This is a genomic window from Bradyrhizobium sp. TM239, from assembly GCF_036247985.1.
Taxonomy (GTDB): domain Bacteria; phylum Pseudomonadota; class Alphaproteobacteria; order Rhizobiales; family Xanthobacteraceae; genus Bradyrhizobium; species Bradyrhizobium ottawaense.
The window spans coordinates 78,717-91,987 of record NZ_BTIR01000008.1 but is presented as its reverse complement, the minus strand read 5'-3'; the positions used below and the strand labels follow the sequence as shown (position 1 = coordinate 91,987).

Sequence of the window (13,271 nt, the reverse complement as noted above, 5' to 3'; positions counted from 1 at the left end):
CTGCGTGCCGCACTGCGTCCGGGACACGAGCCTCGGTACTAGTTCGCCGCCCTTAGTCCCGCTTGAACTTATAGTCAAACGCCCCGTCCAGCGGCTTGATCAACCCCACCGTCGGCGCCGGAAAGTGGATCGGCAGGATCAGCGTGTCCGTGTCTGCCACAGACGCAAAGAATTTTCGCCGCGAGAGCGCCGACTGCTTCGGGTCCCAATCCGGCTTGGCCGACCAGTCAGGCTCGCGGCACTGGATCTGGTGATGCATGAGGTCGCCCGCGACCACCGCGCGCTGGCCCTTCGAAAGAATGTTCACGCAGCAATGGCAGGGCGAATGCCCCGGCGTCGGCGTCAAGGTGACGGTGTCGTCGAGCGCGTAGTCGTCGTCGACCAATAGCGCCTGCCCGGCCTCGACGATCGGCAGGCAATTGTCGCGAAACACCGTGCCGGGCGGATTGCTGCCCTTGGCGTGCTCGGCCTCCCAGGCCGCATACTCACCCTTGTGAAAGACGTATTTCGCATTCGGGAACGTCGGAACCCAGCGGCCGTCGCGCAAGGTCGTGTTCCAGCCGGTATGGTCGATATGCAGATGCGTGCAGAACACGTAGTCGATCTGCTCAAAACCGATGCCGAGCGCGAACAGCTCGTTGCGCCAGCGCTCCTTGCCGGGAAAATCGAACGGCGGCGGATGACCCTTGTCCTCGCCGGTGCAGGTGTCCACGAGGATCGTATAACGCGGCGTGCGCACCACAAAAGTCTGGTAGGTGATCACCATCATGCCGCGTGGGGCGTCAAAGACCTCCGGCTCCATCGTCGGCAGATGACGGGCGAACACGCCCTCGTCATAGCCCGGGAAGAAATCCTGCGGCCGCCGCCACGGCCCTTCCCGCTCGATCACGGCGTCGATGGTGATGTCTCCGATCCGGAGTTGCTGCATCGCCGTTTCACTCCCTTTTTTGCAGGAGCGTAATGAGAGCGGCCATCGCGCGCAAGCAAGCGAGCTTCTTGCCAGTCTCGCGATTTGGTTGTAGCCCGGATGGAGCGAAGCGTAATCCGGGACAGGCCTCGCATGGTTCGCTATCGTCGCAATCTTATTCCTGGCGGCACTTTCTTTTTCACGGCGACGCTGAACGATCGGAGATCATCCGCGCTGGCCGATCACGTAGACAAACTTCGTGCGGCATTTTGGGCAGCTCGCAACGAAAGGCCATTCACGATCGATGCGATCGTGGTCCTCCCCGATCATCTGCACGTCATCATGACGCTACCGGATAATGACGCTGATTTTTCCGGTCGATGGCGGCGGATCAAGAGCTCGTTCACGCATCAGCTGGCTGTTTCAGGTGCCGCCATCACCCGCAACCGTCGCGGCGAATTCGCATTGTGGCAAAGACGATTTTGGGAGCACACCATCCGCGACGACGCGGATTTCGAACGCTGCGCCAATTATATCCATTTCAATCCCGTCAAGCACGGCCTTGTCGCATCGCCGATTGACTGGCCGCATTCGTCGCTCCATCGCTACGTCCGCGCCGGTCTGCTACCCGCCGATTGGGGCGGCGTCGGCGAGATCAACGGCAACTTCGGAGAACGCGGAGATTGAATCCCGAATTACGATTGCGCTCCATCCCGGCTACGAATTCCGCTGACGAGCCTTGTAGCCCGGATGGAGCGGAGCGCAATCCGGGACGGACCGATCGCATCGCGCGACTGCCCCGTGCGGAGCAAAACCCGGATTACGCTCCGCTCCATCCGGGCTACCAACCCAAACTACGACCGCAACCCCGGCGCCTCCTGACCAGTGCGCGCGACATATTCGGTGTAGCCGCCGCCGAACTGATGGATGCCTTCCGGCGTCAGCTCCAGCACCCGGTTCGACAGCGTCGCCAGAAAATGCCGGTCATGCGAGACGAACAGCATGGTGCCCTCGAAATCCGCCAGCGCCGTGATCAGCATTTCCTTGGTGGCGAGGTCGAGATGGTTGGTCGGCTCGTCCAGCACGAGGAAGTTCGGCGGGTCGAACAGCATCTTGGCCATCACCAGCCGCGCCTTCTCGCCGCCTGACAGCACGCGGCAGCGCTTCTCGACGTCGTCGCCGGAGAAGCCGAAGCAGCCGGCGAGCGCGCGCAAGCTTCCCTGCCCCGCGGTCGGAAACGCGTATTCGAGCGACTGAAACACCGTCTGCTCGCCGTCGAGCAGGTCCATGGCGTGCTGGGCGAAATAGCCCATCTTGACGCTGCCGCCGACCGCCACCGTGCCCTGGTCCGGCTCGCTCGCGCCCGCAACCAGCTTGAGCAGCGTCGACTTGCCGGCACCGTTGACGCCCATCACGCACCAGCGCTCCCTGCGCCGGATCATGAAATCGAGCCCGTCATAGATCCGCTTGGCACCGTAGCCCTTGTGCACGTTCTTGAGCGCCACGACGTCCTCGCCCGAGCGCGGCGCCGGCGGAAAATCGAACGCCACGCTCTGGCGGCGGCGCGGCGGCTCGACCCGCTCGATCTTGTCGAGCTTCTTCACCCGGCTCTGCACCTGGGCGGCATGAGAGGCGCGCGCCTTGAAACGCTCGATGAACTTGATCTCCTTGGCGAGCATGGCCTGCTGGCGCTCGAACTGCGCCTGCTGCTGCTTCTCGTTCTGCGCCCGCTGCTGCTCGTAGAATTCGTAATCGCCGGTATAGGTGGTGAGCGAGCCGCTATCGATCTCGATCACCTTGGAGATCACGCGATTGATGAACTCGCGGTCATGCGAGGTCATCAGCAGCGTGCCTTCGTAGTCGTGCAGGAATTTTTCCAGCCAGATCAGGCTTTCGAGGTCGAGATGGTTGCTCGGCTCGTCGAGCAGCATGACGTCGGGCCGCATCAAGAGAATACGTGCCAGCGCCACGCGCATCTTCCAGCCGCCGGAGAGTTTTCCGACGTCGCCCTCCATCATCTCCTGGCTGAAGCCGAGACCGGACAGCGCTTCGCGCGCGCGGCCGTCGAGCGCGTAGCCGTCGAGCTCCTCGAAACGGTGCTGCACCTCGCCATAGCGGGTGATGATCTCGTCCATCTGGTCGGCCTTGTCAGGGTCGGCCATGGCGGCCTCGAGCTCGCGCAGCTCGGCCGCGACCTCGCTGACGGGACCCGCGCCGTCCATCACCTCGGCCACGGCGCTGCGGCCAGACATCTCGCCGACGTCCTGGTTGAAATAGCCGATGGTGATGCCGCGATCGGTCGAAACCTGCCCCTCGTCGGGCAGTTCCTCGCCGGCGATCATCCGGAAGAGCGTGGTCTTGCCGGCGCCGTTCGGCCCGACCAGGCCGATCTTTTCGCCCTTGTTGAGGGCGGCGGAGGCTTCAATGAACAGGATCTGGTGGCCGGCTTGCTTGCTGACGTTGTCGAGGCGGATCATGGGGCTTTTTTTGGGGGGATTTTGCGTTGCAGCGTCATTAGGGCATGCGGGGCGCGAGGGGAAGCCCGGCGGGGTACGGATTCCTGCCCGCGCGGGCGCCAATTCGGTCGTTTCACCCCGCAGCTTGGGGCAAACTAACCCCGACCGTCCGCGTCATTGCCATCTCGCTTGAGTTTGGAGGCGACATGATCGGTTCGCCGCAACGAATTGGCTGAGGGCAGATGCGACCTCGAACGTCACTCGGCCGATTTGTCTTGCTTGCTCCGGAAGGGATCGGCCCTGTCATCGTGGCCGCTGCGGCTGCTGAAGAACATCAGCACCATCAGTCCGCATCCGATCAGCAACGAGAAAAATGTGCCAAGGCCTAGCGCGATCCAGCCGTGCCTGCCGATCTCGACCCCGCTGCTGGCATTCCATACCGACACGGCCCAGACGCCAGTCAAGATCAGGATCATCGCCAAGACGGCAAGCAGGAGGATCTGGCCCTTGCTGATGCGTTCCATGGTCACGCCTCCTGGCTGCTCCCGGAACAACAAGCTGCGCCAGAGGCCGTTCCTCAACGCGTCGATATCGCTTCAGGCAGTTTTTTCACGCATTAACGGCGCGACCATGTCGGCATGGGCTGGCCTCGATCGTCCTCCGGTGGACGCTTCTCGGAAGGGCCGCGTATGGACCCGCGCACGTGAAGTGATGCCGTCACCTCGAGCCGTCAAAATGAACCTGGAGCAATGCCCATGAGAATTACCGTCGAGACCAACGTAGCAGCCCCTGTCGATCAGGTGTGGCGTGCCTATACGACGCCTGCCGACCTCGTGAAGTGGAACGCCGCGTCCGACGACTGGCATACGACCAGGGCTACGGTCGACCTGCGTGACGGCGGCGCGTTCTCGTCGCGCATGGAGGCCAAGGACGGCAGCATGGGCTTCGACTTCGCCGGCACCTATACGAAGATCGTTGAACACAAGCGGATCGAATACGCGTTCGGCGATCGAAAGGCGGAAGTCGAATTCGTGCCTGGCCCAAAGGGCGTTGTCGTCCGCGTCGTCTTCGACAGCGAACCGACCCACTCGGTCGAGCAGCAGCAAGGCGGTTGGCAGGCGATCCTCGACAGCTTCGCGCGATATGTGGAGGCAAAACAGAACAAGTCGTGACGTCATGTGTGGGCAGGAGATGGCGGTCCCGACGGGTAAACCGTTACGCAGTAGAGCGCCAATGTCTCACTTTGGGTCACTTACTTGTTGACATCGCCGGGCCGACGCGTGGGGCTGCTTCAGCTCAGCAACGGACATCTGCCCTCGCGAGCACACGTCCTAAGCCCTTCGCATCAACCTGAGCGAAGCCGCCAGCCGCAGGCTGCGCTTGCCCGCCAGCGCGATGCCCTCCAGCTCGCCGCTGTCGGCCGTGCAGGTCCCGGAAAAACCGATCCCGACCTCATAGCCGCCGAACACGGGGTTCTCGCCTTTGGCCGGCGTGTGCTCCTGGTTCAGCATCTCGCCCTTCCAGCGGCCGTCCGCCGAGGAGTAGGAGCCGAGATAGTAGAAGAACGCATCGCCGCCGAGGATACGGCCGTCGATCAGCAGCATCACGCCGGAGAGCCCTGCATCGACACCGTCGAGCGCGCGCATAGCCATCCCGTAAAGCCCGTTGGCAATGCCGCCCTGCCCGATCGTGCCGCGTGGTGGCAGCGCTCCATCGTCGAGCCTAGTCAGATTGGCCCAGAAACCGGCGCCCGGCATGGTATCCGCGCCGCCCTGAAGACGAATCTGATTGCCGGTCAACCGCCCGCGTGCGCCAATTCTGGCGACGTCGGCGCCCATCAGCGGCTTGTAATGGGGATCCTCGTTATGCCGCTCGGTGATGACCTCGGCGATGATCTCGCCGTCGCGCTCTACATAGCTGCCAAGATGCGCGAAGGCCGAATTGCCGCCCAGCATCTTGCCGTCATGCAGGCACATGATGCTGCGCCCGAACGCATCGTTGACGCCGTATTCAACCTTGTAGAGCCCGTCCAACAACGCAATGAACCCGCAAAATCGGAAAAGAATCGTTGGCTACCTAGCACCGCTGCTGCACCGATTCCATCCGGCTTTTTCGCGCAGGGCCCTGCCCGAAACCCTCGGTTGCCATGATGTCACCATACCCCTGTTCTGCCCGACGGGTCAAATCGAATTTCGCAAAATCAGCAGGCCGGGATTTCGCAGTAATTTCAGTGCCCGCCTACTGTGCATGGGGTTGTTTTCGACATTTTTGCTCCGGCGGACGGCATCCCGCTTCAGTGACGCTTGAAATACTGCACCTCGCGCTCGTGCTTCTCGGCCGCCGCACGGCTCTTGAAGGTGCCAAGGTTGCGACGCTTGCCAGTCTTGGGATTTACCTTGCGTGAATAGAGGCGGTATTCGCCCGACGCCAGTTTACGGATCATGATCGCGCTCCGTTGTGACTGGGCATCAACGGCGCATGCGCGAGCCAGGTTCCGTCATGTCCCAGCTCTGTTCAGAAGCACAGCGTGGTGACGAGCTTGCCCTGCTTGTCCTTGATCGCATAGGGACAGCGCAGCCGCTCCAGCGCCTTCTTGGCGTCCTCGTCGCCGAGTGCGGCCGCCCGCTCGTAATAGGTCTTCGCGGCGTCCTTGTCCTTTGCGCCGCCGCGGCCTTCCTGTGCGAAGGCCCCCATCCGCTCCAGCGCGCCGGGATGATTTTGCGCCGCCGCTTTCTCGAACAGCGCACGCGCCGCGACGTCGTCCTTCGCACCGCCCGTGCCTTCGGAAAGCATCAGGCCGAGCTGGTACTGCGCCTCCGCATTGGTCTCGGCAGCCTTGCCGAGCAGCGCGCGCGCCTGCGCGGGATCGGCCGGCGCAGCGCCACCTGCGCCGCCGAGCGCAGCGAGGTTGCTGACGCCGCGGGGGTTGCCTGATTGCGCCGCCTTCTCGAACAGTCTTCGCGCCTGCGCCTCGTCCTTGGCGATGCCGGAGCCGGTGCCATAGGCAACACCGAGCTCGACCATCGCCGCGCTCGATCCCTTGTCGGCGGCCTTGCGCCAGGCGGCGATCGCCTCCGCCGTCTGCCGATTGGCCGCGTAGGCGCGGCCAAGCGCGAACATCGCACGGCGCGAGGACGGCGCGGCCTGCTTGCAGAACCTGATCGCCGTCGCGACGTCGGAGGTCGCGATCTCGGCGACGCCCCTCACGTCGGCCGGCTTGTCGGGATCGCTGGGATCGGCCGCCACCCGGTCGCACAGAACGAGATCGGCCGATTGCGCATGCGCGGCCACGGGCGCCGCGAGCGCGAGCAGGATGGCAAGGAGAGAAATCCGCATGGTCGTCACGTTGCGTCCCTGCCCCGGCAAATTCAAGGCTCGAGTCCCGATTGGCGCAGGACAGGGATGACCTCGGGCGATGCCAGATAACGCAGCAGCCGGTCCGCGGCGGCGGCATGCTTCGCCCCTGCCATGCGGCCGGCGGAGAACACCGCCGGTGTCTGCAGCTCGTGCGGGATCGGTCCGACGACCTCGATGCCGCCAACCTGCTTCAGCTCGCTGATCTGCTGCACGGCGAGGTCGGCCTCGCCGCTGACGAGCCGCTCGGCCGTAAAGCCCTGCTCGACGATCGTGGCCTTGGCGTTGATCTCGGCCGCGATCCCCATCCGCACGATCAGCTGCGCGAAGTAGACGCCACTCGCGCCCAGCCGCGAATACGCGATGGACCGCGCTGCGAGCAGCGTCCTGCGCAGTGCGGCTTCGTTTCCGATAGCGGGATGCGCCTGCCCGGCTCGCACGGCCATGCCGACATAGGAGCGCGCCAGATCGGCGGCGCTCTCTGAGAGCACGCGCCCCTCCGCGATCATCTCGTCCAGCCCCTCGCGCGTGAGGATCACGAGATCGGCGGCCTCGCCGTCGCGTAAGCGCTTCAGCAAAGCGAGGGTCGGCGCGAACTCGGCGTCGATGCCGACACCGGTTGCGGCTTCGTACGTGGACGACAGGCTGCGCATCGCGCCCATCAGGCCGAGCGTGGAGAGCATGCGAATTCTGTCCATATGCAATTCCCGTCGCGATCAGGCGCGATGCATCAGCTTGAGCGCGGCGGTCAGGCGCAGGCTGCGCTTGCCGGCAAGCGCGGTCGCCTCCAGCACCGCCTGCTCGGCATCGTAGCTGCCGGAGAAGCCGATGCCGACCTCGTGGCCGCCGAAGATCGGGTCGTCCTTGGCCGGCGTGTGCTCCTGGTTGAGGATCTGGCCCTTCCAGCGGCCGTTCGCGGCGGTGTAGCTGCCGAGATAGTAGAACGACGCATCGCCGCCGAGGATGCGGCCCCTGTTGAGCAGCATCACGCCGGTGAGGCCGCCGTCGAGACCGTCGAGCATGCGCAGATGGATTGAGTAGAGGCCGTCCGCGATGCCGGCTTCGCCGACGCCACCGGCGATCGGCACCTCGTCTTCCGTGATCGGCGTCATCACCGACTGGAAGGGAATGCCGGGCAGCTCCTTCAGCTCGCCCTTGAAGCGATAGAGGTCGCCATCCGCCCAGCCCTTGGCGAGCAAGGTCGCATCATCGGTGCCCGCCATGGCGCGGTAGTTCGGATCGGGGTTGTGGCGGACGGTGCTGATCACGACGTCGACGCCGCTGTCGGTCTTCTCGTAGGAGCCGATATGGGCGAAGGCCGAATTGCCGCCGAGCATCTTGCCGTTGCCGGCATGCATCACGCTCCGGCCGACGGCGTCGCCGAGCTGAAATTTCACCTTGTAGAAGCCTTCAAACACCAGCCGTCCCCGGCCCTGCGCGCATCCTGCGGGCACTCTATCCCGCTTTGGGCGGAGATGGACAGGTTTAGCGCGACGTAGCCCTGCTGCGTCACGGGAATGGCTGTCATCAAGATGCTAAAAATCCGCCGGAGCCTTGCAGCTCCGGCGGATTGAGAGCCAACCCGGGCCAGCCCCCCAGCCCGGGCCGGGAGGATCTTAGGCTGCGGCCTTCTTGTCGGCCGGCACGGAGGCGATCGTCTTCAGGATCTGCGAAGCGATCTGGTATGGGTCGCCTTGCGAGTTCGGACGGCGGTCTTCCAGATAGCCCTTGTAGCCGTTGTTGACGAAGGAGTGCGGCACGCGGATCGAAGCGCCGCGGTCGGCAACGCCGTAGCTGAACTTGTTCCACGGCGCGGTCTCGTGCTTGCCGGTCAGACGCTTGTCGTTGTCCGGGCCGTAGACGGCGATGTGGTCCATCAGGTTCTTGTCGAAGGCGGCCATCAGCGCCTCGAAATACTCCTTGCCGCCGACCGTGCGCATATACTCGGTCGAGAAGTTGGCGTGCATGCCGGAGCCGTTCCAGTCGGTGTCGCCGAGCGGCTTGCAGTGGAATTCGATGTCGATGCCGTACTTCTCGGTGAGGCGCAGCATCAGATAGCGGGCCATCCACATCTGGTCAGCGGCGGTCTTGGAGCCCTTGCCGAAGATCTGGAATTCCCACTGGCCCTTGGCGACTTCCGCATTGATGCCTTCATGGTTGATGCCGGCAGCCAGGCAGAGGTCGAGATGCTCTTCGACGATCTTGCGGGCGACGTCGCCGACGTTCGAGTAGCCGACGCCGGTGTAGTACGGACCCTGCGGCGCCGGATAACCAGCGGTCGGGAAGCCGAGCGGACGGCCGTCCTTGTAGAAGAAGTACTCCTGCTCGAAGCCGAACCAGGCGCCGGCGTCGTCGAGAATGGTGGCGCGCTTGTTGGAGGCGTGCGGGGTCTTGCCATCGGGCATCATGACTTCGCACATCACGAGCACGCCGTTGGTGCGCGCGGCGTCCGGGAAGACGGCGACCGGCTTCAGCACGCAATCGGAGCTGTGGCCTTCGGCCTGCTGGGTGGAGGAGCCATCGAAGCCCCAGAGCGGAAGCTGCTCGAGCGTCGGGAACGACGCGAATTCCTTGATCTGAGTTTTGCCGCGCAGGTTCGGAGTCGGCGTATATCCGTCGAGCCAGATGTACTCGAGCTTATACTTGGTCATTGAGCCTCTCTGTAGATGATGCGAAAGGTTGGGGGCCTGGCGGCCCCCGAACGTTTTGTACCCGGCCATCATCGGCCGGCCCTTTACAAGCATTTAACGTGCCAAAAGGCCGCAGCGCGGGAGGTTCTCCACCGCGGCTGTCCCCTGCCCGGTGTCGAGGTGATGTCGACCTCGTCATGCGTCATAGCCGCGCACCTTTGCGTGTAGCTGCACCGCAAAAATCCCGCGAAAAACGCCCGATTCTGAAGCAGGCCGGCCAGTGTCGGAGGTTGCCGATGAATCGCGCATCAACGTCCGGCAATTTTCGTAAAGCTTCGCACCCCTGCCTAGCAACCTTTGGAATGGCCCAGTCGTTGGTCACCGGCACCGTGCCTTAGGGGATGCAGCAGGCCACCTGCCTACAAATTGAGCGGCAACTGATTTCGTTTTCAGCACTTTGCATTTCGGGATGCGCGGCCGATATGGGGATTCCAGTAACCACAATCGAACGAGTCGGGCGCACCATGGAGGCCAAGGCGCTTCGACCAAGGAGAAATCGTAATGATGAACAATGGTCTGAGTCACGGATCGGCAACGATCTACCAATTCCCTGTCGGGGGCCGCGCGGCTCTCGCGGGACGCCGCTATGGCGAAACCCGCCTTCCTGCCGATCATGCTTCGCTTCCTGCGAATGTCTCGATCTGCAGCGACAGCTGGTACCACCAGGAGGCGGTCGACGATGCCAAGCCGAAATGGGATCGCTGATGCCTAAGTCTGGTTTGAAACCGCCGCGCTCTCGCAGGCGCCTGGCGGCAGTTCGAAGAGGGTCGAAACAGCGATGTTTCGGCCCTTTTTGATTCTCGCGTGAACCATGCCGTTCAGATCGCCGCGCAGGCCGTCACCGGCCGCTTCAGATGCTTGACCGTGGTGCCCCCGGTCTTGCCGATGGTCAGCGTGATACCCGCCCCGGAATAGCGTTTCCCGGCGACCGTCAGCCGCCTCGCCAGCGTGACCGGCTCGCCGTCGATCTGGAGAAAGGCGCGCTTGTCGTCGTCATAGAACCCAGCAATGAACTGCGTACCATCGGCGCAGCGATAGCTCTGGAACGTCTGCGCTTCAGTCTGCCGTGCACTGGTCATTCCAGCCGCCAGCATGGCGGTCGTCAAAAGAATGGCCTTGTGCCGGCCCATGATCGCCCCCTGTAATAGCTTTCAAGGACGCCCCCTCGTGCGCCCAATGGAACCATAACCCAAGCTGATCCCATGTCAGATTCCCCTGCCCGTCACCTCGCCCTGCAAGGCGCCAGCAATTTCCGCGATCTCGGCGGCTACCCGACCACCGACGGCCGCACCACGCGCTGGCGGCACATCTTCCGCTCCAACCATCTCGGCCAGCTCACCGCTGCCGATATCGAGATCGTCAGGGCGCTGGGGGTGCGGAGCGCTTTCGATTTCCGAGGAGTTGAGGAGCGCGCGGCCGGCGTCTGCGTTGTCAGCGAGATCACGGTGCATTCGCTGCCGATCGAGCCGAGCGTCGTCGCTGCGCTGCGGACCGAACTCGCAAGCGGTACGCTGACTGCACCGGTCGCCCTGGAGCTCATGCGCGAATCCTATCGCAACTACGTTCGCCACCACACGAACAGCTTTCGCAACCTGTTCGGCCATCTCCTCGAAGATCGCGCGCCGCTGGTGATCCATTGCACTGCGGGCAAGGACCGCACCGGCTTCGCCAGCGCGCTGATCCTGCATGCGCTCGGCGTCCCCGATGACGTCATTGCCGAGGACTACCTGCTCACCAACCGGCATTACAAGCGCGATGCGACGGCCGCCTTCGACCTGCCGGAGGACGTACGCGATGCCATCGGCAGCGTCGAAGCCTCGTACCTTGCCGCTGCATTCGAAACCATCGGCAGTGAATATGGCGATCTCGAAACCTATTTGCGCGACGCCCTCAAGCTCGGCACGACTGAGCGAGCCGCGCTGCGGGCGCGCTATCTGCAATCATAGGCAGCCGTGCCAGGAGAACGATGATGCAAGACAAGGTCCTGATCGTGACAGGCGCACACGGCGCGCTCGGCAAGGTGGTTGCGGAGATCGCACGGTCGCGCGGCGCGCGCGTGGCGAGCATCGACCACGCGCCGTCGCAGGGTTCAACAACGCCCGAAAGCATCGAGATCGGCGGCGTCGATCTGTCCGACGCGGCCCAGGCGAAGGCGGCGGTTGATGCGGCGGCCAATCACTTCGGCCGGCTTGATGCATTGATCAACATCGCCGGCGGCTTCGCCTTCGAAACCGTGGGCGATGGCGACATCAAGACCTGGCAGCGCATGTATGCGCTGAACGTCCTGACCGCGCTCAACGCCTCGCGCGCAGCACTGCCGCATCTCGCAGCGTCCAGGGCCGGCCGCATCGTCAATATCGGCGCCATGGGCGCGCTCCAGGCGGGCTCCGGCATGGGGCCCTATGCGGCGTCGAAAGCGGGCGTGCATCGCCTCACCGAGGCGCTGGCCAGCGAGTGGAAGGGCAAGGTCACCGTGAACGCGGTGCTGCCGTCGATCATCGACACCGCCGCCAACCGCGCCGACATGCCGAAGGCGGACTTCTCCAAATGGGTAACGCCGCAGGAACTCGCCGAGGTCATCCTGTTCCTCGCCAGCGACGCGGCCAGCGGCATCACCGGCGCGCTGATCCCGGTCGGTGGACGGGTTTAAACGCGTTGTGTTCGGATGGTCCTGCTCGGCAGCTCTGATTCAATCGGAGCACAGAAGGCTCTAGACTGCCCGCAACTGATTCTCCGATCGAAACGCAAGCTTCGGACACGTTCTTTGGAAACCGCGCTTTACCTCCCCGTCAAACGCTTCCTCGAAGAGCTCGGCTTCACCGTGAAGGGCGAGATCGGCGGCTGCGATCTCGTGGGCCTCAGCGCCGGCGATCCGCCCGTGGTGGTGATTGGCGAGCTCAAGCTCGCCTTCAATCTCGAGCTGATCCTCCAGGCGGTCGACCGCGCGCCGGCCGGCGACGAGGTCTGGATTGCGGCCAAGATGTCGATCCGGGGCAAGGGACGCGAGAGCGATGCGCGCTATCGCAATCTCTGCCGCCGCCTGGGCTTCGGCATGCTCGGCGTGACCGATCGCGGCCAGGTCGAGGTGCTGGTGAAGCCGCCGACGGCGGCGCCGCGCCGCGAGCCGAAGGTGCGGTCGCGCCTCGTCGCCGAACACCAGCGCCGCCAGGGCGATCCCGTGCTCGGCGGCAGCACCCGCGCGCCGATCATGACGGCCTATCGGCAGCAGGCTCTGGCCTGCGCCTCGGCGCTCACCGACGGGCCGCGGCCCGTGCGCGAATTGCGCGAGCGCTGCCCTGACGCCGGCAAGATCTTGCTTCACAATGTGTATGGCTGGTTCGAACGGGCAGACCGGGGAATCTACGGGCTCACCGAGGCCGGACATGCCGCCCTGAAGCGCTGGCCACAACAACGGGTTGAGCTCGAGGCCGGTGTCGCGTCACCGCCATGACATCCGACCGGTGCATAGCTGAGATGCCACACCAATTTCATATTGCAATGCAACATTTGGGGCACTAGGTATCCCGGCATCAATACGAGGCCGTTATGAGCGCAGACTGGAATACCAAATATGGCACGCGGCGGGTCCGCCATGATCCGCCCACCCTGGACGAGGCGATCTTCGCCGCCGTCGGCATCACCGATGATCACGAGCAGCAGGCCGAGATCGCCGCAGCCTTGATGGGGATGCCGCTCGATGTCGTGCAGGCCGAGGTAAAGAAGCAGGCCCGCACCAACAGCCGCATTACCGCGACCCGCGTGATCGCCGGCGAACAGGGCGCACAGCGCTCCGTCGTGGTCGAACGCCGGGTCGTCCGCCGTTTCGGCAACGACAAGCGCACCGGCACCTGAGCGTTCATTTCG

At 64.0% G+C, this 13,271-nt stretch carries 17 protein-coding genes; 7 read left to right on the top strand and 10 right to left on the bottom strand.

Translation table 11 applies throughout. From position 1 onward, the window contains the following. Positions 1 to 52 precede the first annotated feature (52 nt). A complete protein-coding gene (locus tag AABA84_RS14120; RefSeq protein WP_338312329.1) occupies positions 53 to 928 on the bottom strand; it encodes an MBL fold metallo-hydrolase in 876 nt (291 codons plus the stop codon). A 132-nt stretch (positions 929 to 1,060) separates the two neighbouring features. Here AABA84_RS14120 and AABA84_RS14115 point away from each other — a divergent pair, with 132 nt between their 5' ends. Further along, positions 1,061 to 1,594, top strand: coding sequence for an REP-associated tyrosine transposase (locus AABA84_RS14115; protein ID WP_212244572.1), 534 nt, complete (start codon positions 1,061 to 1,063; stop codon positions 1,592 to 1,594). 167 nt (positions 1,595 to 1,761) lie between these two features. Here AABA84_RS14115 and AABA84_RS14110 read toward each other — a convergent pair whose 3' ends face one another. Further along, positions 1,762 to 3,384, bottom strand: coding sequence for an ABC-F family ATP-binding cassette domain-containing protein (locus tag AABA84_RS14110; RefSeq protein ID WP_212244574.1), 1,623 nt, complete (start codon positions 3,382 to 3,384; stop codon positions 1,762 to 1,764). Between the two features lie 236 nt (positions 3,385 to 3,620). Next, a complete protein-coding gene (locus tag AABA84_RS14105; RefSeq protein ID WP_212244576.1) occupies positions 3,621 to 3,887 on the bottom strand; it encodes a hypothetical protein in 267 nt (88 codons plus the stop codon). Positions 3,888 to 4,118: 231 nt separating this feature from the next. Here AABA84_RS14105 and AABA84_RS14100 point away from each other — a divergent pair, with 231 nt between their 5' ends. Then, positions 4,119 to 4,535: an SRPBCC family protein gene (locus AABA84_RS14100; RefSeq protein WP_338312328.1), complete on the top strand. Its 417-nt coding sequence runs from the start codon at positions 4,119 to 4,121 to the stop codon at positions 4,533 to 4,535. A 159-nt stretch (positions 4,536 to 4,694) separates the two neighbouring features. On the opposite strand, the gene AABA84_RS14095 is transcribed toward AABA84_RS14100, so the two are convergent. The 6 genes from AABA84_RS14095 to AABA84_RS14070 form a co-directional block, all read right to left on the bottom strand. After that, positions 4,695 to 5,399, bottom strand: coding sequence for a GrlR family regulatory protein (locus tag AABA84_RS14095; protein ID WP_338312327.1), 705 nt, complete (start codon positions 5,397 to 5,399; stop codon positions 4,695 to 4,697). A 257-nt stretch (positions 5,400 to 5,656) separates the two neighbouring features. Beyond that, positions 5,657 to 5,806, bottom strand: coding sequence for a hypothetical protein (locus AABA84_RS14090; protein ID WP_007609497.1), 150 nt, complete (start codon positions 5,804 to 5,806; stop codon positions 5,657 to 5,659). 71 nt (positions 5,807 to 5,877) lie between these two features. Beyond that, a complete protein-coding gene (locus AABA84_RS14085; protein WP_338306838.1) occupies positions 5,878 to 6,699 on the bottom strand; it encodes a tetratricopeptide repeat protein in 822 nt (273 codons plus the stop codon). 32 nt (positions 6,700 to 6,731) lie between these two features. Then, positions 6,732 to 7,415 (bottom strand): substrate-binding domain-containing protein, encoded by a 684-nt coding sequence (locus tag AABA84_RS14080; RefSeq protein WP_338312326.1) that lies wholly within the window; start codon positions 7,413 to 7,415, stop codon positions 6,732 to 6,734. An 18-nt stretch (positions 7,416 to 7,433) separates the two neighbouring features. Continuing rightward, a complete protein-coding gene (locus tag AABA84_RS14075; protein WP_338312325.1) occupies positions 7,434 to 8,135 on the bottom strand; it encodes a GrlR family regulatory protein in 702 nt (233 codons plus the stop codon). Between the two features lie 198 nt (positions 8,136 to 8,333). Next, the gene (locus AABA84_RS14070; RefSeq protein WP_095424277.1) at positions 8,334 to 9,368 is read right to left on the bottom strand and encodes a glutamine synthetase beta-grasp domain-containing protein; all 1,035 of its coding nucleotides are present in this window, start codon (positions 9,366 to 9,368) and stop codon (positions 8,334 to 8,336) included. Between the two features lie 540 nt (positions 9,369 to 9,908). On the opposite strand from AABA84_RS14070, the gene AABA84_RS14065 reads away from it, so the two are divergent. Next, entirely contained in the window at positions 9,909 to 10,112 is a 204-nt protein-coding gene (locus AABA84_RS14065) for a DUF2735 domain-containing protein (protein WP_018317483.1), read from the top strand. Between the two features lie 113 nt (positions 10,113 to 10,225). Here AABA84_RS14065 and AABA84_RS14060 read toward each other — a convergent pair whose 3' ends face one another. After that, a complete protein-coding gene (locus tag AABA84_RS14060; protein ID WP_338312324.1) occupies positions 10,226 to 10,537 on the bottom strand; it encodes an MliC family protein in 312 nt (103 codons plus the stop codon). Positions 10,538 to 10,609: 72 nt separating this feature from the next. Here AABA84_RS14060 and AABA84_RS14055 point away from each other — a divergent pair, with 72 nt between their 5' ends. The 4 genes from AABA84_RS14055 to AABA84_RS14040 all read left to right on the top strand — a co-directional run bounded on the left by AABA84_RS14055 (position 10,610) and on the right by AABA84_RS14040 (position 13,259). Beyond that, positions 10,610 to 11,353: a tyrosine-protein phosphatase gene (locus AABA84_RS14055; protein ID WP_338312323.1), complete on the top strand. Its 744-nt coding sequence runs from the start codon at positions 10,610 to 10,612 to the stop codon at positions 11,351 to 11,353. A 23-nt stretch (positions 11,354 to 11,376) separates the two neighbouring features. Continuing rightward, positions 11,377 to 12,057 (top strand): SDR family oxidoreductase, encoded by a 681-nt coding sequence (locus tag AABA84_RS14050; RefSeq protein WP_338312322.1) that lies wholly within the window; start codon positions 11,377 to 11,379, stop codon positions 12,055 to 12,057. Between the two features lie 114 nt (positions 12,058 to 12,171). Further along, a complete protein-coding gene (locus AABA84_RS14045) occupies positions 12,172 to 12,858 on the top strand; it encodes a DUF2161 domain-containing phosphodiesterase (protein WP_338312321.1) in 687 nt (228 codons plus the stop codon). A 95-nt stretch (positions 12,859 to 12,953) separates the two neighbouring features. Then, positions 12,954 to 13,259: a hypothetical protein gene (locus tag AABA84_RS14040; protein WP_212244604.1), complete on the top strand. Its 306-nt coding sequence runs from the start codon at positions 12,954 to 12,956 to the stop codon at positions 13,257 to 13,259. Positions 13,260 to 13,271: the final 12 nt, after the last annotated feature.